We start from the raw sequence: 21,494 nt of genomic DNA, 5'->3' as shown, positions 1-21,494 counted from the left end.
TTGTTACTTAATAATAAGTTGACTCAGTATGATGAATATAATAAAAAGCCTTTAATCATCAAAAATGCGCTTAAAACTGTGATCCTGCATCTGCATCAAGATTATCAATACCAACGGCTTTTGCGGCGTTTTCGATACCAGCGGTCAGCTCTTGCAAGCTATTAATACCTGCCTCTACCCAGCCGCGACGGATATTTTGTTCTTCAGCAGAGACACCTTCTTGACTTGCTTGACCAACCGTTGCAATCATTTGGTCAATTTTGATGTCTTCTTTCTCACCCTTTTCAACGATGACGTTGAATGCACCTTCGACTTTGCTAAAGTCAGCAGCCAATTTGTCAGCTTCCTCTACATGACCGCTGTCAACGAGATAGTCTTTAATACCATAGCCACCGACTGTTTTACCAGCGACTGTCTGGTAGCTACCATTAAAGACGTTTTGAATACCGCGGGCATTATTGGCATAGCTCAGATGCGTCAAGTCACTAAAGCATTCGTGCTCATCTTCGGTAGACCCTGTGACAAAAGCGACCTGCATACGCTCAGAGGCCAACTCACCCAAGGCTAAACTGCCCATTTGGTACATAATCTGACGCAGGCCATTGTCATATTTACGCGCCATCAAATCACTGCGTAAAGTATTTTCGGTATCAGGCTGCCACTGAGCTTCCATCGCAGTCAAATCATCTACCAGTAGTTGAGTAGCGGCTTTTAAAAACTCACCACGGCGCTCACAAATACTGGCATCTTCATTGACCGTATCCCCGCTGGTACATTGTCCAGCTTCTGTCATATAGTCGGTGACTGGGCGATTACCCGCGCCTTCTTTTACGCCATTGGTGTCTTGACCCCATAGCATAAACTCAATCGCATGGTAGCCAGTCGTTACATTGGCTTCGCTACCACCGATCTCATTCATTTCTGCAAGCAGTTCAGGTGTAATTGTGCTGGTATCTTGCTTGGTACTACCGACCGTAATGCTGTCGCTATTGATGATATTTTCTTGACTGTTGTATTCGCCTTGATAGTCATCACTGACATAATCAATCAGCGCTTCATCCAGTGGCCAAGCATTGATCTGACCTTCCCAGCTATCGATGCTATTGATAGCACGCTTATCATTTGCCGTCACAAACCCTTCATCAAAACGGAAAATTTCCGTCTGTGAGTACGGCTGGCGCGCAGCTTTATAGGCAGCTTTTGCCGCATCAAGGTTGGCTTGAGTTGGCGTCGCAACATAGGTATCTACCGCTGCTTGTAATGTCTTAGCAGTATCTAGCGAGTCTTTGTAAGCGGCGTGTGCCATGTTTGCATAGCTGATCATCAGTCTATCAATATGTGCTTTTTCGGCAGCTGATATATCTGTATTGTCGCCTGTTTCTGTGCTTACAACCTCTGTCTGCGTCTCAGTAGCAGCAGTGTCTTCTTCGGTTTTTTTGGTACAGCCCGATACCATTAACAATCCTGCAAGTGCAACAGCTAAAGTAGTTGGTAAAATCTTACGGCGTGTTTCTGTGGTAATCGTCATACAAATCCTCAAAGAGATAGTAAAATTCGTTTTGGTTAAATGGCTTCCATCATATCGATTATCAAATCACGCCTTAATCAGCTGATTTGATTTCGTATATTTATGCTTATCGCATATTATCAAGCTTGTAACTATTCAGTAATAAAACACTAACAAATTATAGTGTTATTGATAATCATTATCAATACTTAATTTTATATTAATAATCATTAATCTTTATGACGATTTTATAAAATGTTATCAAACGCTAAACGAGTACTATTCTGTTTGAGACAGCAGACATTATACTCGCACTCTTCTAACTATCGAGTTTGATCAATCAAAATTTAACGCATAAAAAAAGAGCCAGCATATTGCTGACTCTTTTTGCTAGATAGGGGCGTAAAAATCATTCGCACCTACCAAACAGTTATATGGAACTGTCGATTAGTTTACGCTTTGTGGTGCATTAACCGTTAGCTCAACACGGCGGTTTTGCTGACGACCAGATTCAGTGTTGTTAGTAGCAACTGGACGTGACTCGCCATAAGCGACTACGTTGATACGGTTAGAAGCAACACCGCGAGCAGTTAGGTAGTTAGCAACTGAGTAAGCACGATCACGTGACAGACCCATGTTGTAAGATGCTGAACCTTGGCTATCAGTGTGACCAGCAATCGTGATTGTGTTCTGGTTATACTGGTTCATGGTTGAAGCAAGCTTATCTAGCGTTGGCTTGAATGATGAGTTAAGTGTTGCATCATCAAACGAGAAAGTGATGCTACCTGGCATAACAAGATCAATGTTACCAGTGGTTGGGTTTTGATTAACAGTCACGCCTGTACCAGCCATTTGCTGCTCAAGCTGACGAGCTTGACGCTCCATGTAGTAACCAACGCCAGCACCAAGTGCAGCACCGATAGCAGCATCACGGCCAGTTTTGTCACCGCCTGTTGCTTTTGAGATAGTTGCGCCACCTGCTGCACCAACCAAACCGCCTAGAGCCGCTTTGTTCAAACGTTGCTGTCCAGTGTTTGGATCAGTCGTACAACCACTAAGTGCTAGACCTGATGCTACTGCTGCAATTAATAATGTATTACGCATGATATTTCCTCTATAAGTTTAAAAATATTATAAATCGTGCTTTATCAAGATTGTCCGTTAATCTTATTAAGTACTTATTTACTTTCGTCATTATTATGGCAATTACAATCTAACTCTGTGTAATATTTTGTCACACCTATGTATGAGAAGTGCAGATTAACTTTGCGGTATTTCTTAGCATTTAAACTATCCAATAGCTGTTCCTTGCTATCACTAGTCACGTTTACACTCGTACACTGCGAAACGTTTCTGCTAAAATTATGTCACCAAATTGCTCATCGTCAAATGACCGCTTTATCAGGGATTAACCAGTAACTTTTCTATGATTAGCGCTTAGTTCACTGGATTATTGATCATCAATCATATGAGCAGTTTTGGCAATATTTGAACACATCGACTTGTGAAATATATGGCTTACTTAATTAATTAAACGGAACCAAGAGGATCAAGCATGCGACTGACATCCACCATTCGAAATCTACATAAACGCACGCCTAAACTGGGCAAAGCTGTTTCTCTAGCCACGGCAACAGGCGTCATTGCAGCCAATAGCTTCGGTGGTAGTATTCCTTTGTGGTTAATGGGTGTCGGCAAGGTCATTACGGGTGCGCCTATCGCAGATAAAGCGGTCATCAAAATCGCGACTTATTGGATCAGCAGCAATAGTGCCCTAATCGATGACATGCTGCCTCGTAAAGACTGGCGTATCAGCTTACCAGATGATATTCGTATCGATGGTAAATACCTTCTGGTCAGCAACCATCAATCTTGGGTCGATACCAGCATCGTGCAGTATATTGGCGAAAAGCGCCTGCCATTGACGCGTTTTTTTACTAAGTTTGAGCTGATCTATATTCCTATCGTTGGGCAAGCTTTTTACTTTTTAGATTTCCCCATGATGCGCAGGCACTCTAAAGAAGCCATCGCCAAAAACCCTGCACTCAAAGGTAAAGATATCGAAGAGGCCAAGCGTGCCTGTGCCCTTTTAAAAGACAAGCCATTCACCTTGCTAAACTATCTAGAAGGCACCCGCTTTACCAAAGCCAAACACGCCAAACAGCAGTCTCCTTATACGCACTTGCTAAAACCACGAGCTGGCGGCTTATCCCTTGCGATTAACGCTCTAGGCGAGGACATTGATGGCATACTGGATGTGACCATCGTCTATCCTGACGGTGTACCAAGCTATAGTGACCTGTGGAAAGGCAATATCAAACGTCTGGGTGTGGATCTAAGATATATCGATATACCAGATGCGTTGTTTGAGGGAATTAAGCAGGGCGGCTACGAAAATAATGAAGAAATAAAAGCGCAAATGTTTGACTGGGTTGAACACATCTGGCGTCAAAAAGATCAGCGTATCACTGACATGCTGGCTGATTTTGAGACAAGCCCTGAAACCAGTCCTAATGCTCAAGACATTTGCTAAAGTGCTCCCTTTATCAAGTATCAAATACGTTGTATACAGGAACAATAAATCATAGCAAAATAAGCTATAAAAGCGAGCAGTACTCGCAATGAGTTATGGAGTAATCGACCAAAAAAATACTGATAATAATAAGCGAGCATTTTATTTGCGATGCTCGCTTTATAGGTTATAAATTATTATGCGTAAATTTTAATCGCAGATGGGTTGTTTTTTAGCCTTATTCATTGATAATGTGACTAATCATGAACTCATAAATTTTCGATGGTTATTTTTGAATACTCATTAGAAATTTACTCATTTTTTGTACCATTTATCACTTATAAGGTATGACTGTGCCCGCCTCTCCTCCTCCTAGCCCGCCTCTTACGACCGCACCGGTTTCGCCTCATCTTGCAACCAGTGAGCCGCCAAGACCGGATCGCCCGCAGCCAAGTCGCCTAAAGCTCACTTACGACATCGTAATGATCATCGCCATCAGTATTGATTTATTACTGATCAGTATTGACGCGGTACTGATGAGCGATTTTAGTAGTAATGCTGCACAATGGCTGTCAGTCAGCGAGGGGCTCAACTGGTATCAGGCTACCTTGCATGAGCCGTTACGTACCGCTGGTGGGTTTTTTACTATATTTTTGGTTAGTGAGCTGCTGTTACGCTGGGCGATTGCAATCAAAGAAAAATTTTACTATCGCTGGTTTTTCTTCCCTTTTGTCCATTGGTATGAAGTCTTGGGCTGTTTTCCGCAACTGCGTTTGTTACGGTTATTTAGGGCAGTCGTTATCGGGCGTCGGTTGTACCAGCTTGGCTATCAAGTACTGCCGCAGCCATGGATCAACCGTATCAAGTTCTATATTGACCTACTACTAGAAGAGCTATCGGATCGTGTCATCTTGACGACTATCCAAAACTTTAGACAGGAATTGACCAATCCTGAAACGCACAAATCATTTATTGAATCAGCCATCACACGTAACCGTGCCGAGATTGAAGCGGCCGTATTATCTATCCTTCGCTCCGAGCTTGCGCCAAAATTGCAGGAGCTGACTGCCTCATCAGGTGGCGGCAGCATGTTGGCTAGCGACATGGGCAACGCCATTGAAGAAGGCTTAGCCAATACTCCTGAGCTACGACGCTATTTGCGTATGATACCCATCGCTGGTCATTTGATTGAATCGCAGCTACAGCATGTCGGACATAATATTGGTGAAAATGTTGTTTATGCGTTAAATAAGCGCCTGCTTGACCCTGAGCGCCTCGACTCATTGATGGTCGCTATTGCCAGTGGTATCGCCCAAATAGATACCGATAATACTGCGCTTGATACATTGATTTCGAGTATCATTGATGACAGTTTGACTGCATTTGAAGCACAAGTAAAAGTACAGCAATGGAAACACCAAGACATGCTAAATCTATAGTATGTCTACTAACATGACACGATAATAAAAATGACACCGTGAATACAGTGATAGAATTATTTTTAAGGGTTTATATATGACAGTTTCAGACAATAATAATCAGACTGCAAGCGCAGCACCAGCCTTAGCCCTATATGGCAAGATGCTAACTTTTTCACGTTTACAGTTCAATACCAGTGATCTAGGTGCTATTGAAGCCCAACTTGCTGAAACGCTGAGCAACAAATCCAGTAATATCCCAATCCTTATCGACAGCGCGGTCGAGCAAGATTTATCCGCCTTAGTAGAGTTATTATGGTCATGGGGGCTGCAACCTATCGGTGTGGTGACAGGCCTACTTGATGATCAAGCGCGCGAGCAACGTTTGGCCATATTTCCAGCAGATGGTAAACGTATCGAACGTATCGTACCTAGCAAAACAGCCCCTACACCGTCCAATAAACCCAAAGAAGATAATGGCACAGAATCAGCCAACGCTACTAGCACCGAGAGTGCGGCAAATATACCTGCCACTGAAACTACCATCTCTAGTCTTCCAGATGAGACATTATTAAGTGCTCAGCATATAACCAGCCTAATCTATGACCAAATGCTGCGCTCAGGACAAAGCTTAAACCATGTTGGCGGCGACTTGATTTTGACCAACAGTGTCAACAATGGTGCTGAGGCAATCACCGACAATAGCCTGCATGTCTATGGGCGTGCGCAAGGTCGCTTGGTTGCAGGTGCAACGGGCGACAAAGATGCCCGCATTTTTTGCCAAGTTTTCAACCCTTCATTGGTTTCCGTTGCTGGGACGTATTGCTTACGAGACAATCTGCCAGATCACGTGATAGACAAACCGGTGCAAGTCAAGTTTGTGGAAGGTGAAGGCCTAGTATTTATCGTGATGGATGAAGCTTAACGATTACTCGGTTAAAAATAATAAACGGTTAGGTGATTGTCTAGTAAAGTAAACTGGGTAAGGTAAGCCTTAATTATATAAGCTGCTGTGTCAGATAAATAAAACAAGATATATCAAATTAATCGTTACAATTGAGCTATTATTAAGTGTTGGTTTTGACGTTATTTGCCTTATATTTAAATAGCTATCAAACGGCTAAAAATTATCGCTGTTAACTGTGCAATTTATAAGCAAAAGCCTTTTATAGCTCATATCTCAGTTGTTTTTCTGCTTTAATATAGACTTGCTATAAATCCTTGTATATTTATGCTAGGCTAGCTTCGCAGATAGTACATATATAGTTAGTAGATAAATACCATGCAATTGTGCTATTTATATAAAAGATATCCCATTGATTCATAGGAGTGTGCCATTGTGGCGAAGATAGTTGTAATCACTTCAGGTAAAGGCGGTGTGGGCAAAACCACGACAAGTGCCTCTTTTGCCGCTGGTTTAGCATTGCGTGGCTATAAAACGGTTGTAATTGATTTTGATGTAGGTCTACGTAATCTAGACTTGATCATGGGTTGTGAAAACCGAATTGTTTATGATTTCGTTGATGTCATTACCGGTAGCGCACGCTTGTCACAAGCACTTGTCAAAGACAAACAGCTTGAAAACCTGTATATCCTTCCTGCTAGTCAGACGCGTGATAAAGACGCACTGACAGACGAAGGTGTCGCAGAGGTCATGACTGAGCTGTCTAAACAGTTTGACTATATCATCTGTGACTCACCTGCTGGTATCGAGCGCGGTGCACAGTTGGCCATGTATCACGCTGACGAAGCCATCATTGTTACCAATCCTGAAATCTCTTCAGTACGTGACTCGGATCGCATCATCGGTATTTTGCAAAGTCAAACGAAAAAAGTTGAAGAAAACCTAGGCTCTGTACGTGAGCATTTGGTCATCACTCGTTACAATGCAGAACGTGCTGCTGCGAATGAGATGATGGACATCGATACTATTTCTAATGATATTCTAAAAGTACCATTGCTCGGCGTTGTGCCTGAGAGCCATTCTGTGCTCGAAGCATCGAACCACGGTGAGCCTGTTATTCATTATACCGACTCTGTTGCTGGTCAATGTTATGATGATATCGTCGCCCGTTTCTTAGGCGAAGAGCGTCCACTACGTCATATTGATGTGAAGAAAAAGAGTTTACTACAGCGCTGGTTTGGGGGTTAATGATGACTAAGAAAAAAGGATTTTGGAGTAGCCTATTTGGTACTGACGATAGCAGTAGCGCAGGCAGTGCCAATCTAGCTACCGAACGTCTCAAGGTTATCGTAGCTAGCGAAAATCGTCTAAATAACCGCCTAACGGTTGATCGTATCGAAAAAATGAAGCGTGAAATCTTAGAAGTGGTCAACAAATATGTGAATGGCGTGCAGATTGATGATGTCAATATCAATCATCGCTCGGAAGATAGCTTGGATGTATTAGAGATGAACATCAATTTACCTGAACACAAAAAGTAAATTTGTAATCAGACCTTTAGACCGTAAGCACTGTCATTTATCACTTAAAAAGCCCTAAGTAATGTACTTAGGGCTTTTTTGCATCTTTAAGTTTATTGGTACGGCGTGATGTATGTATATAGCATCCGAGCATTGATCAATGGCAGATCATTTCATACGCGATATTAAATTGTCTTTTTTGATAAACTGATGATACAAGGCAGCACCAATATGGAGCGCTGTAAAACCGATAATCATCGGCCAAATAATATCAGTATGTAAATCATTATAAAAGCGTGCCAAACTCCTATCAGGAGTCACAAACACGGGTATTTGGAATAAACCAAAGATATCGACAGGACGACCACCATATACCGTCATCAATAAACCAGCAAGTGGCATAGCGATCAGAATGGCATAAAGAGCAAAATGCGACAACTTAGAGACCATCGATTGCCATTTTGGCATTGGTATAGACGGTGGCGCTTTGGTAAAGACGCGGTTGATAACTCGCGCAATCATCCAAAACAACAAGCTTACCCCAAACGCTTTGTGAAATCCGATATATAGATTGCTATCGAGATTTTCATACAGCAATATCATTACCCATGTGATCAACAATAAAACTGCACTGATCCAATGAAATATACGACTGCTGAGCGACCATTTTGATACATTAGAATTATTCATGAGCGGCTCTATAGTTTTTATTAAGCATTATTTATAATTGATATTATATATAGGACAGCAACTCATTCAATAACAAAAAGTAATCAGCATTGCTCGGATACTACCTATGAGGTGAAGCATAACTGAAACTTAGACGAGAATCTAGTTATCTAAATTAACCAAATGATGCGCAATTTTGTCTAAATCTGGTACCAAATAAACATTGTCGTCAATCATAACAGTCTGATACAGATAAGAGAGCACAACGTTTTCGTCAGACTGCCCTTCTATTTTATCAACACCAGTATCTACAAACTGCTCGGGAAGCTCTGTATCTTTGACGTCAGAAATACGAGCTTGTAATTGGCGCAGCTCACCTGCCGTTTGCAAAGCAAATCGATGCTCAGTGGTGTTACCCTCTAGTATGATGATTTTCTCTGGTGTTCTATCTTGCGGTAACAAGTGAAAGACAGCAAGATTTTGCTCTTGCCACTGATACGTGGATATACGCTCTTGATAATCCTCGACGCTCAAAATCAAACTGCTCGGAATGATCCAATCAGGTTGGTTAGATGCTGGCACGATAGTCACATCAAGCATACCATTATTCGTGGTCAGTAAACTTACCGCTTCAAATGAGTGTTTCAAAATTTGTTTCATACGTCGCTCACAATCAGTTAGCGTGAATGGCTTGCTGCCCTTTCACCAATATAATCAGTCAGTTTTTTTGCCAAATCTGTCGGACTACCAACGAAACCACAATACCCTGAATCAATAATAGCCTGAGGTTGACTCGGACATGCACTCAGACTAGGGTCTTGCGCCCACAACTGGCTGTTGTTGTCTTGAACCATATCCAAATACTGAGAGCCATCATTACCCATGCCCGAAAATATAATATTGATTAGATCGCTACCATAAACATCGCTGGTATTTTTAAGAAGCTGACCAATAGCAGGCTTATATTCACCGCTCCACGCTTGCTCCAACAGTATCACCCGACCTGCCGAATCACAGACAATCTGCTTATCGATCGGTGCTATAAGACATTGTCCTGCTCGCAAACGCTGCGAGGAAGCGATAACCTCACAGCGCCAATCATTATGGCGATTAAGTATCCTTGGTAATGTACCAATCATAGTCTGATTGAAGTGATGCGCCAATAAAATGCACACTGGCAGTGTCGCTGGTACATTATCTAAAAACTCTTTTACTGCACTAGGACCACCCATAGATGCACCCAGAAATACGACATATTGCCAACTTCTTTCAGCATCATCACTCTTATGTGCAGCAGTATCCAGTAAGGTTGGTAGCGCCAGTAGCTTCGCCAGTTTGCGTTTTAACTTACGCTGCCATTTGGCATATTGCTGTGCTTCGTTAAGATAGGGTGCCTGACTAAAACCCACCAAGACAGCAGCAGATTTGGAAGCTGTCGTTGCGGTTGCAACACTGTCATCATAATCACTGTCTATGAGCCAAATATCGATATCTACATTAGACAGCTCACTTTTTTCTTGCCACTGAGCCCATGATACACAGCCGACAAGCGTGAAACCGCAACTACGTACGGTGTCCGAAAAAGCCACACGCTGGCGATGATCTTCTGCCACCACCAGCACTTTAATCTCATTATTATTTTTTTGTCGCAGTGCTAAAACACGTGCATTATCCTTCATTAGTTAGGCTGACCTCTTCACCAAGTAGTCTTTGGATTTTTTCAAGCAACTCTTTTTCTTGGAATGGCTTACCCATATAGTCATTTACCCCAATCTCTAGAGCACGCTCACGATGCTTTTCGCCAGTACGTGAGGTAATCATAATAATTGGGATATGTTGCAATCGACTATTGAATCTGACCTGAGTCGCCACCTCGAAGCCATCCATACGCGGCATCTCAATATCTAGCAATATCATATCTGGCGTCGTGTCCTGTAATATCTCGAGCGCATCGATACCATCTTTTGCAACCGCCACATTGAACCCTTGACGCTCCAAGAAACGAGAGGTCACTTTACGTACGGTCACGGAGTCATCGACTACTAACACCGTCGATTTGGACTCTATACGTCCTCGCTTGGCACTGGCAGATTTCGAGCTGTTCTTCACCAGCTGCGCATTTCGCATTAACGCAATCAGGTCCAAAATGAGCATCACCGAACCATCGCCCATGATAGTAGCAGCTGAAATACCCGGTATATTCGATAATTGCTGGCCTAGGGGTTTAACAACCACTTCAATACGTGATCCTGCAATTTGATCAACTTGTAGTGCGATGTTTTGTCCCGTACGGTTTTTAATAATAATCAGCGGCAGACTGGTGTTGGTATTGACGACCAGCTCATTCAGTTTATTACCTGATAGAATCTCGTTTAGATAGCGTACACGGTATTCGGTATCTTCAAAGTTCAGGGTGGCAGCATCTGACTGATAGTAATCATATAGCTTTTCTGGGTTGACACGTACCACGCGCTCGATCTGTACCAATGGTATGGCGTAGTAGCGATCTGCTGCGCGCACGACCAAAGCGTCAGACACAGCGACGGTCAATGGCAAACGCATCGTGAAGTTAGAGCCTTTGCCAAGCTCTGAAACAACCGAGACGGAACCACCTAATTGACGGATTTCACTGATCACAACGTCCATGCCAACGCCGCGGCCAGAGATCTGTGTCACTTGCTTACTGGTACTCAGTCCAGCATTGAAGATATATTGCATGATATCAAGATCAGAGAGACTATCATCGTTTGCATCAATAAGACCTTGAGAGATAGCTTTATTGCGTACCGCCTCTACATCGATACCACGGCCATCATCTGATAGTTGGATAACAATCTCGCTACCTTCTCGATGGACCTCAAGCGTAATATGCCCACTACGTTCTTTGCCTGCTTTGAGACGCGTCGAGGTAGTTTCGATACCGTGATCGACAGCGTTTCGTAGCATATGCTCAAGCGGTGAAGTAATACGTTCTAAGATGGTTCTATCCATCTCATCATCAGCATTAATGATTGTCAACTCAACGGACTTGTTCAACTCATTAGCGGTCTGACGAACAATACGCTCAAGACGCGGTGTCAGACGCGTGAATGGCACCATACGCGAGTTCATCAGCCCATCTTGCAACTCAGTCTGTGTCCGCGATAGCTGTAGCAATAGGCTTTCACTGTCACGAGTCTTTTCTAGTAAAGTATGGTTGATATCAACCAAATCCGAGGCAGATTCTGTCAATGATTTTGACAATTGATTCAGTGAAGAATACTGATCCATTTCTAGTGGATCGAAATCCTCATTATCAATGAGCTCATCATCTATCTGTGACAAAATCTGAGCTTCAAGCTCAATCTCCATACGGCGTAACTGATCTGCCAGTCGCTGTACCGTTGTACCCATCTCTTCAATACTGTTAGTCAAACTACTAATACCCATATCAATACGGGCACGGTTAATCGCTGACTCACCAGATAAGTTAATCATATGCTCAATCAGACCACCTGAGATACGAATCATTTCATTACTACTAGTGCTGTCATCTTCCTCATTAGTGTTACTGAACATAGATGGCATCTCGCTAATATCTTTTGCAAGATAGTGAGAGTCTTGATTTTCTTTGGCAATCAAAATTGCTTCGCGCTGAGACTGTAGAGATTCTTTAGGAACTTGTTTGAGACTATCAGGATTTCTCCCAAACTGCTCTAACGCCTCGATTAATAGTGCAGGCGTTGGTGGATTCACATTTTGTTGAAGAATAAATACGGCATCGGCAAGCCAATCATGACTGGCAACTAGCAATTCTAATACTTTCTGAGTAGGGGGACGACGGTTACTCACAAAGTCTGTATAAACCGACTCCATCTCATGAGCCAAATCAGCAATACCGGACGCAGTCACCATTCGGGCACCGCCCTTAATGGTATGCAGATCTCGCTGAAGCGCTTGTAATGCTGTGGTATTGTTTGTGTCGTTTAAGAACAAGTGCAGGTATTTATTACGATTGGTAAGCTCTTCTGCCTCTTCTAAGAACACTGCTAATATGTCTGGATCAGGCAACCCATTAGCCCATGATTGCTTAATCATGGTATCTAGGCTGAGCAATTCTGATGTCTCAGTACTGATATTAGCTTTATCCTCCACTACGTTTTGGACGTCTGGTTCAAAATAGTTTTTCGGTACTGGTATGATCAGCTCTACCGTTTCTGGTAAGGTTTTTTCCCTTTCAAGTACTTTTAACTGCTCAATAAGCTCTGAGGTAAAAAAAGATTTTTTATGATTCACGATATGCATCACTTGTTGCGACATCGTGTCTTGCACCATTTGCATAATCTCAAGCCATTGTGTCGTCGGCTCCCGTCTGTTTTCTACAAAAGACTCATAAACACTTTCTGCTTCGTGAGTTAGATCACCAATACTACGAATGCCAGCCATCCGTGCGCCACCTTTAATGGTGTGCAAATGACGCTGTAATACTTTTAGCGAGTTGATATTAGTAATATCGTCACGCCATTTATTGAAACTCTCATCTAGCGCATTATCAAGCTCTTGAGCTTCTTCTAAGAAAATCTCTAATAGCTCAATATCCGTATCAATCGTTTCAAATTGGATTTCAGGTGCCGAAATAGCTCGAACTACAAAGCCTTCGTCGTTATCATCAAGGCTATCATTTTGATAGATACCTTGTAGATCACTCATTACCTGCTGGTCTATTTTCAGTGACGTACTACCAGCTAGCGCATCGAATAGACCAATCAACTGGGCATGACCCGACAGTAGAATAGATTGGATATCTCTATCTCTCGCTTTATCAATATTATCACTCAGGTATCTATAGGCATTACCAAGCTCATTCAGAACGGTAATGAATTTTGGAAATGCTTGAGCTTTATCTATTAAACAGGTGATTTGTGAAATTTGCTGCGCGATATAGTCTTGACTGTGTTCTGTTTCAGCATGACCAAGCGCCTCTTCTAACTCCCACTCAGCATCTAATAACGTATCGATATTATTATCTAATAGCTCTTCTATCGTTGGTTTGCTATCAGTAACAACGGTCGCATCAGCATCACTAATGACATACTGCTCAGCCAGCATTGCTTGCAATGACGCTATGTCTTGCTCTTGCTGACTGTGTGAATCTTCTTCTATAACACTACGCTGCTGAATATTTTGTTTGTAGCTACTTAAATAACCATTTATCAGCTTGGCAGATTGCGCTAAAGCCTCTAAATGTTGGGCGCTCATCGCTGTATCTTGCTGCTGCAATAGCTCCAAACTATGCTCTATTGTTGCGCTAACTTCGCTGATAGCAGCCAAAGCACTGGAGCCAGATGCAGCTCGCAACGTATGGAATGCACGTACTATTTCATCCGTTATCTCAATAAGCTGCTGATCTTGATTGTCGCTGACAAATTGATCAATGTGATGAAGTAACTCTTCTGCTTCATCAATAAATATCTTACAAAATGCTTTTTCTTCTTCGCTTTGAGGCGTTAGAACGACGGTTGCCTCTGCCATTTTTTCGTTGACAGAATGGAAGGTCTGTAACGTCATGTCTATCGCTTCATTAGTCTCATCATAGGTAGGATTGGCTTCGTCTATGCTAGTCGCCAATACGGGCTCTTGCGCGGCGTCATCTTCAGAATGGCTTGTTGCTTGCTCATATAAACGAGAGTAACTAAACGCATCACCCTGTTGCTTACTATAGGCATTGGCGCAGGCAATCCATAAAGGCACTAAAGCTGGGTAATCTTGGCTATTGTTTTCAAATGCTACTAACATTTCAGGATAAGCGGCCAATACATCTGACATCAGCTGACCCATATCGCTTGAGACAACAACACTATGATCCAATACGCGATTAAGCATATTCTCTATCGCCCATGCTAGCTCGGCGGTGTAGTTAGCGCCCACCATGCGGCCAGAGCCTTTTAGGGTATGAAAACCGCGACGGATATCTTTTAAGGCGTCTAGGTCAGTCGATGCTAGCTGCCAACCTTCATATAAAGGTACGATTTCGGCAAGTACTTCCTCGGCCTCTTCTATAAATATCTCTTTAATATCAGGATCTGCATCATTCGCATCGGCTGCTAATTGCTCGGTTTCTTGCATAAACGGGACAAGTACTGCTGGAATCTCTAAACCAGATAGCGATGCTAGTACATTTGTATTATTGCTTTCAGAATCTATTCCTGCAGCAGCATCAACGCTCGAAAGTAATGTTTCTAACGATAAATCATCCATTGAGTCAGAGTCATTGATACCTAACGCTACTTCAACTGATGTTTCAGTGATTCCAGTCTCAAACGTATCTAAACCAGCATTGACAGGCTGCTGCGCCATTAGGTTACTACTTTGTAGAATAGTAATAGCAGGATCAAAGCTCGGTGATTGTTGTGCGGCAAAATCTGTCAGTAGCACTGGCAAACGTTCCGCCGTCTCTATCACCAGACGTACGACATCGTCTGTTACAGGGAGTGTTTTATCCAACAGACGGTTAAGTAGGTTTTCTATTGACCATGCCATCTCACTGATGCTAAAGGCACCAACCATGCGGCCTGAGCCTTTTAAGGTATGAAAGCTTCTACGCACCTCAGTCAATGGTGTTAAGTCTTGTGCATCCTGCTGCCAAATAGGCAGAAAATCCTCCAGATCGTCAATTACTTCAGTGACTTCTTCGATAAAGATGTCACGAATCTCTTCATCAACTTCAAAATTGTCAGGCTTGACTTGTTCACGAGCACGCAGCAATGCGTCACTCTCTACATTAGGACTAGTATCAGTGGTATCTTGCGCTGCTATCACCGTTTCATCATCTGAACTGATCACAGGTGCGATCTCACCACTATCATCATAACGAAGCACATTCATCGCGACTGGCTTTTGCGTCAGCCATGTCTCGTTAATCGTTTCTGGTGATGTCACATACGCATGAAGAAGCTGTGATGCTTTCGCTGCATACTCATTTGCCTGCGTCAGTAAGTTTTGATCAAAGACTTGTTGCGCAAGATAGTCGAGTAACAATTCAATCGAGGTCAGACTCTCTGCCAAGGCTTGGGTCACATCCCAGCTAAGTACAGCAATCTCGTGAGTGAGCAGTTGCGTGAATATACTACCTATATTTTCTATCGTCTCACTAATGACTGGCAGTCCCATATCATCAAAAGCATGGGCAATTTTGTCAAAGTCAGCAATGGCTGGTAAAGACTGAATATCTTGACGTTGTATATACTCGTTAAAGCCTTCCTTGATTTCCTCAACGGCAATACGTAGCTCACGTAAATCACTGTCATTAGAAACTGATTCATGTCTATCTTCACCCTTTACATCACTGCTATCAAACGCTTCAGGTATAGTAGCAAAAGAAGCAGCAGCGCCGATTTTGAGTGATATTGCCTGCTCGGTATCATAAATAGCACTATAGAGCTCTTGTAGCTTGCGCTCAATGTGCCATTGCTGCTGCGTAAACTCTGCCTCTGACAAGCGTGCTTGCTCTAAATCGGTAAGGATTGATTCGACTTGCGACGCGTATTGTACCCAACCTCGACTCTCAAGCTGGCCTTGTATATGTCGTAGAGGATTGACTAGCGTATCTGGCTTATCTAGATTAAAGATAAAGGTCTCAATCTCACTGAGTAATCGCGTTAAAAAACGTGAGGTCGCAGGCCCGTGCTGTGATACGTCATTAAGGATAGATTGAGTTCGCTCGCTACTACTTTCTAAATAGCTGAGCTGGATATAGACACTGGTGATTAAGCTTTTGACAAGGCTCGAAGATAACTGGGCTGGCTGAGTAGCAGATTCTATGACGCGATCAAGCTGACCTAATAGTGGCGCATAATATTCAGGTAACGGCGCTTCATTATGAGCAAGATCACTCAGCCACAATTGAGTCAAATACCATAGGCGCTGTAAATCATTGTCTTGAGTGGTCTGCCATAGATATTGACTAACTTTTTCTAAAACCTGTAGAACAGGTGCCTGATTACTATTGGCAACCAGCAATTTTTGTACTTGCTGTCGCCACACCAGTAACATCTGCTGATAGTGCTGATCTTCCAAATTGGTCGTGACATTACTCGTGGGTACTGCGATCTGAATGCTATTGACAATATCTTCATGAACAATATCTTCATGAATATCATCGTTATTTCGATGATCGTGCTGGGTATCAGTAGCATCTATAAACGCGTCTGCTTCCACACCTCGTTGCGATAGTATCTGGGCAAGCTCATTAGTAGCTTTATTTATTAGAGCACGGTTGTATTTGCCTACACGCGCATATTGGTTGAGCGCATGTTGTAACAACTTATGAGAAAACTTGCCTATTTGACAGTTTCTAGTAGACAGATCATCACTCTCCCCCAAGCTCGCCATAAGGCTCAACTTATTGGCAATATCTGCTAGTAGAGGCAAGCGAATCATCGTCAGCGCGCCGCTAATCTGATGGTAGTGCGATGTCATCTGTTGATAACTGTCGATTTCAGCACCTGATTGCCAGCCATCAGATATCTGTGATAATTGCTGATTGAGCAGTGGCGACAACCACTCAAGCGTCACTATGTCATTGGGCTGCTTTTTCATAGGTTTATCCTAACTCGTCTAGGCACTAATTTAGGCACTAATTTTTTGCCACACATTCACTTGTGGGTGCGCAATACGGCGCATATTCGAAGGACGCCAAAACAACGCCTCACCTGGAGCCAATATAATATATCCCTCTATCGCACACTGCTCTGATAAACGTGCCAAAATATCACGCTGATCAAATTTACGAAAATACAGCAGCATATTTTGGCAGATAATCACATTTTGGAGATGCGAAGTGGGTGGTTTTTGTTCAATAACATTGTGCAGAGCAAAGCTAACATAAGGTCGCAAAGCCGGCGCTACTTGCCAATCAACGTGAGTATTGATAGACCTTTCTGCTTTACTAGAAGCATCAGCCATACTCAGCTCAGTACCTGCATTCTTGGTGATCAAAGGGTGAACAAACTGCTGACAATTTTGAGGAATTAATGACTGCTGCCGTTTATCATATTGTCCTAACCGCGCGTTTGTAATCGCCTGCTCGCTCACATCTGTTCCCAGTATCACGTGATTGGACAACTGCGCGGCTGTCATACTCATAGCCAGCGACCAAGTCTCTTGCCCACTTGCACAACCAACACTCCAAATGCGAAATGGTGTATCCGTTTTATTTGCTCGTTGATAATTTGCTGCATATTTTGTGATAAAGGCTATAGAAGGTCTATGGCGAAAAAAGCGACTCTCATGAATCAGCACCTTATCCAACAACTGCTGGCGAATTTCATTATCTTTAGGCAACTGATGCCATAGCTGCTGGGTAGTGAGTCCATTTAACGTTGCTGTATGGTCAATGGCATTGGTCAACCACTGCAGCTGCATATTTGGCAATATGAAGCCAATCTCTTGTTCTATATATCGCTGCCACTGCTGCAAATTAGCACTATCGCCCTGTATCATCTCGTCACCCCATACAGGTTCAAATGTATTAGATAGAGCCTTTTTTGCTTGTGTATGATTGTTCACGTCACCTGCTATTATCACTGCTGCACGGCATCAGAACCTATACAGCATTTTAATTAAAACCTTATGTAAAAAACGTATCGATACCGCTTCAACATTCAAGCTAAAAGGTTAGACAATTTCCGATAAGGTTCGTTCAGAGTGAGTCATTTCATCATCTAACAATTCATCATCGTTCGATACTTTAAAGCCGGTAACAGATTCTTGTAGTGCGGCAGCCATTTCACTCAACTCACCAATAGAACGTGCTGTGGCAAGCGTACCAGATGAGGTTTGTGAAGTAATATCTTGAATGATATTCATAGTATGAGAAATATGACCAGCAGATTCAGCCTGCTGTAATGCAGCATTTGAGATGTTCTGAATCAAGTCAGCCAACGTGTTAGAAACGCTCTGTACTTCTTCTAGTGCTTCACCAGCATCTTTTGCCAAACGAGCACCACGTACTACTTCAGATGTCGTCGATTCCATCGACATAACAGCTTCATTAGTATCCGCCTGAATGGTTTTTACCAAGGTTTCAATCTGCTTGGTCGCATTCGCTGAACGCTCAGCCAGACGCTGAACCTCATCAGCAACAACCGCAAAGCCTCGACCGGCCTCACCTGCCATCGATGCCTGAATAGCGGCGTTCAATGCCAAAACGTTGGTTTGGTCTGCAATATCGTTAATCAAGCCAACGATATCACCAATCTCTTGCGAAGACTCACCAAGGCGTTTGATACGTTTAGACGTCTCTTGAATCTGATCACGAATAACGTTCATACCTTCAATCGAACGCTGTACAACTTCTGCCCCATTATAGGCAATGGCAACTGAACGCTGAGCAACCGTCGCAGACTCTGACGCATTATTCGAAACTTGGTCAATTGACACGGTCATCTCATTAATAGCGGCTGATACGCCAGCAATTTCTTGCGCTTGATGTTCAGAAGCTTCAGCAAGCTCAACAGCATTCATCTGCGTTTGATCTGAAGACTGTGCAACTCGGTCAGCGGTACTGTTAATAACCAAGACCAATTGACGTAATTGGTCAATTGCGAAGTTTACTGAGTCAGCAATTGCCCCTGTAAAGTCTTCTGATACGGTAGCATTGACCGTCAAATCACCTTCTGCCAAATCACCCAACTCATCAAGTAGGCGTAGAATAGCGATCTGGTTACGTTCGTTTTCTTCTTGAATTTGACGAGCTCGTTCAGACTCTGCTTCTGCTTCTTGACGGCGGCGTAACGTTTCTTTTTCAATCAGTAAACGCTCCGATCCACCACGTTGCTTGAGCAACTGATATGAGGCAAACATAATACCCACGGCTCCGACTGCAAATATCGCCGCCGGTAAAACAACCGATTGATCAAAGCTATCAAAGTATTGACTTACCGTTGATAGGGAGTTGATCAGCCAAATCAGACAGGCCAAACTTAATAGCACAAAAAATCCTAACAACAATTTCCATGTACTATCAGAGCTTTTGCCATCTACTGCTGTTTGGCCCACGCCAGCTACAGGTTTTCTTTTAACATCACTCATCTTGCGTATTCCTTTCAAACAATCGTCAAAGTCTTATCGTGACTGACTTTGACAATCTTATTGTTATCAAAACAATGATTAGCAAAGCCTGTATAAATACTGACATCCCACTGTATCGTGTCAGTCGCTATCAATCTGTCGTTACCGAATAAATAGGTCTTCTATTATCGATTACTATATCGCAGCATCTGAATACTGCAGATCCTGTGCCAGCAAGCTTGGCATGAAAACGTACCACTCCTGCTCGTCTTTCAAAAACTTACCATGGTTATAAGGTGCAAATGGTGAATTGGAATCAATCGCTTCTGGGCGATATTGTTCCTGAGTGAATTGTTCGATACCAAGCACTTGATCGACTAGTAGCCCTGAAAAGTTATTGTCATGATCGATTACAATAACTTTTCGCTGGCTTAGCTGTGACAAGCGACTTGGCACTTGTAAAAAGTGTGACAAATCCGTCAGAGGTAGTAATCGTCCGCGAATATTGGCAATACCTAGCATCCAAGACTTTACTAGAGGTAAGCTAGTATATTCTGGCATGGATAATACCTCTGATACCTGACCCATAGGGGCAACTAAGCGCTGCCCACCAATCTCAAATACCACCCCTTGCCAATCAAACTCTTGACCACCGCGGCGACCACTTTTGCGCGCACGTGCCAAGTCTGCTAGACGCAGAAGCTCAATAAATCCTCTAGAGGCCACAAGTTACTCCATCACTTTGCGAATCATATTGACCAATCCATTTTCATCGACTGGTTTATTCATATACTCTTTGGCACCTTGACGCTTGCCCCACACTCTATCGGTTTCTTGATTTTTGGTACTAATCATAATGACAGGTATATGAGCGGTGGTTTTACCACGAGTGATTTTTCGCGTAGCCTGAAAACCGTTCATTTCTGGCATGACCACATCCATTAAGATGACATCTGGCAGGTGATCAGCTGCCATCTGACAGCCCTGCTCGCCATTTGATGCTTCTAATACTTGAAAATTATTTTTGGAAAGCATGTCGCGAAATTTCGCCATTTCTGATGGCGAGTCGTCAATGACTAAAACGGTAGTCATAGGATTTTCCTTTATTTTCTAAAATATCTATGAAGATATATTGTTGATAAAAAGATTGAAAATGATGCCCAACAACTTATTCGTGATTTATTTTTATGCTAATCATTTAGTATGTTAGTCACTTAAATAGTGAGTCATTATTTTTAATCTTAGCAATCACTATATTTGAGTCTATAGAGCTGATTAACGGTACTGGTTAATTGCATCAAAAAGCTCATCTTTACTAAATGGTTTGGTCAAATACTCATCAGATCCGACGATGCGGCCACGGGCTTTATCAAATAAGCCATCTTTAGATGACAACATAATCACGGGTTTATTAGCATAATCAGGGTTATTTTTTATGAGTGCACAAGTCTGATAGCCATCTAAGCGCGGCATCATGATATCGACAAAAATAATATCTGGGTTGTTATCAACAATTTTTGCTAAGGCATCGAAGCCATCTATAGCGGTTACGACTTCACAACCCGCTTTTTGTAGCAAGGTTTCTGCGGTACGGCGAATGGTTTTTGAATCATCAATCACCATTACTTTTAAACCTTCAAAATTATTTTCCATTATCATTATCCTATGAACGACTATTTATTCGTAACGCTCTCTGTCTATATAAAGCTCTAACGATCATCTTAAGTCATGATATCAGTCAATGTTAGACCAATACAAAAGACTAAGATTTTATTAGACATTTTATGACAGTGAATACCTTTTATCAGTGTCTGCCCATCAAACACAGCGTCAACATGAGTTACTATACGCACTTTGCTCGTAATAAGCTCATAAAATTGAGTGCGGTTCTTAGCTTTTTAGGCTCAATATTTTA

General features: G+C 42.6%; 15 protein-coding genes and 1 pseudogene. 5 read left to right on the top strand and 11 right to left on the bottom strand.

All coding sequences use genetic code 11. From position 1 onward, the window contains the following. Positions 1-70: 70 nt before the first annotated feature. On the bottom strand, positions 71-1,528 hold the full coding sequence (locus tag JMX83_RS00215; protein WP_201597921.1) for an imelysin family protein: 1,458 nt from the start codon (positions 1,526-1,528) through the stop codon (positions 71-73). Between the two features lie 426 nt (positions 1,529-1,954). Then, the gene (locus tag JMX83_RS00210) at positions 1,955-2,611 is read right to left on the bottom strand and encodes an OmpA family protein (protein ID WP_201597918.1); all 657 of its coding nucleotides are present in this window, start codon (positions 2,609-2,611) and stop codon (positions 1,955-1,957) included. A gap of 451 nt (positions 2,612-3,062) precedes the next feature. On the opposite strand from JMX83_RS00210, the gene JMX83_RS00205 reads away from it, so the two are divergent. The 5 genes from JMX83_RS00205 (at position 3,063) to minE (ending at position 7,882) form a co-directional block, all read left to right on the top strand. Then, positions 3,063-4,040 carry an acyltransferase gene (locus JMX83_RS00205; protein WP_201597915.1) on the top strand — a complete coding sequence of 326 codons (978 nt, stop codon included), beginning with the start codon at positions 3,063-3,065 and terminating at the stop codon, positions 4,038-4,040. Positions 4,041-4,366: 326 nt separating this feature from the next. Further along, entirely contained in the window at positions 4,367-5,458 is a 1,092-nt protein-coding gene (locus tag JMX83_RS00200) for a hypothetical protein (RefSeq protein ID WP_227675644.1), read from the top strand. A gap of 76 nt (positions 5,459-5,534) precedes the next feature. Continuing rightward, the gene (minC, locus tag JMX83_RS00195; RefSeq protein WP_201597910.1) at positions 5,535-6,362 is read left to right on the top strand and encodes a septum site-determining protein MinC; all 828 of its coding nucleotides are present in this window, start codon (positions 5,535-5,537) and stop codon (positions 6,360-6,362) included. A 414-nt stretch (positions 6,363-6,776) separates the two neighbouring features. Further along, the gene (gene minD, locus JMX83_RS00190) at positions 6,777-7,589 is read left to right on the top strand and encodes a septum site-determining protein MinD (RefSeq protein ID WP_058025481.1); all 813 of its coding nucleotides are present in this window, start codon (positions 6,777-6,779) and stop codon (positions 7,587-7,589) included. Positions 7,590-7,591: 2 nt separating this feature from the next. Further along, a complete protein-coding gene (minE, locus tag JMX83_RS00185) occupies positions 7,592-7,882 on the top strand; it encodes a cell division topological specificity factor MinE (protein ID WP_201597908.1) in 291 nt (96 codons plus the stop codon). Positions 7,883-8,029: 147 nt separating this feature from the next. Here the strand turns inward: minE and JMX83_RS00180 are convergent, their stop codons facing one another. From JMX83_RS00180 to pilG, 9 genes and pseudogenes are all read right to left on the bottom strand, one after another. Continuing rightward, positions 8,030-8,551, bottom strand: a complete 522-nt coding sequence (locus tag JMX83_RS00180) for a cytochrome b (RefSeq protein ID WP_201597906.1) — start codon at positions 8,549-8,551, stop codon at positions 8,030-8,032. Positions 8,552-8,692: 141 nt separating this feature from the next. Beyond that, complete coding sequence (locus JMX83_RS00175; protein WP_201597903.1) at positions 8,693-9,190, bottom strand: hypothetical protein; 498 nt, start codon at positions 9,188-9,190, stop codon at positions 8,693-8,695. Positions 9,191-9,207: 17 nt separating this feature from the next. Then, positions 9,208-10,209 carry a chemotaxis protein CheB gene (locus JMX83_RS00170; protein WP_201597900.1) on the bottom strand — a complete coding sequence of 334 codons (1,002 nt, stop codon included), beginning with the start codon at positions 10,207-10,209 and terminating at the stop codon, positions 9,208-9,210. Continuing rightward, a complete protein-coding gene (locus tag JMX83_RS00165; protein ID WP_201597898.1) occupies positions 10,199-17,107 on the bottom strand; it encodes an Hpt domain-containing protein in 6,909 nt (2,302 codons plus the stop codon). The genes JMX83_RS00170 and JMX83_RS00165 overlap by 11 nt, the downstream gene beginning before the upstream one ends. Positions 17,108-17,137: 30 nt before the next feature. After that, entirely contained in the window at positions 17,138-18,076 is a 939-nt protein-coding gene (locus JMX83_RS00160; protein WP_227675643.1) for a CheR family methyltransferase, read from the bottom strand. 108 nt (positions 18,077-18,184) lie between these two features. Continuing rightward, positions 18,185-19,471 (bottom strand): annotated as a pseudogene (locus JMX83_RS00155) (methyl-accepting chemotaxis protein); the annotation flags it as partial. 303 nt (positions 19,472-19,774) lie between these two features. Continuing rightward, the gene (locus JMX83_RS00150) at positions 19,775-20,305 is read right to left on the bottom strand and encodes a chemotaxis protein CheW (protein WP_201597893.1); all 531 of its coding nucleotides are present in this window, start codon (positions 20,303-20,305) and stop codon (positions 19,775-19,777) included. 3 nt (positions 20,306-20,308) lie between these two features. Next, the gene (locus JMX83_RS00145; RefSeq protein ID WP_201597892.1) at positions 20,309-20,671 is read right to left on the bottom strand and encodes a response regulator; all 363 of its coding nucleotides are present in this window, start codon (positions 20,669-20,671) and stop codon (positions 20,309-20,311) included. 183 nt (positions 20,672-20,854) lie between these two features. Beyond that, the gene (gene pilG / locus JMX83_RS00140) at positions 20,855-21,232 is read right to left on the bottom strand and encodes a twitching motility response regulator PilG (RefSeq protein WP_057761576.1); all 378 of its coding nucleotides are present in this window, start codon (positions 21,230-21,232) and stop codon (positions 20,855-20,857) included. Between the last annotated feature and the right edge of the window lie 262 nt (positions 21,233-21,494).

This window comes from Psychrobacter piscatorii (assembly GCF_904846415.1).
In the GTDB taxonomy this organism is placed as follows: domain Bacteria; phylum Pseudomonadota; class Gammaproteobacteria; order Pseudomonadales; family Moraxellaceae; genus Psychrobacter; species Psychrobacter piscatorii.
The sequence above is the reverse complement of the archived record's forward strand: the minus strand, read 5'-3'. Positions and strand labels throughout refer to the sequence as shown.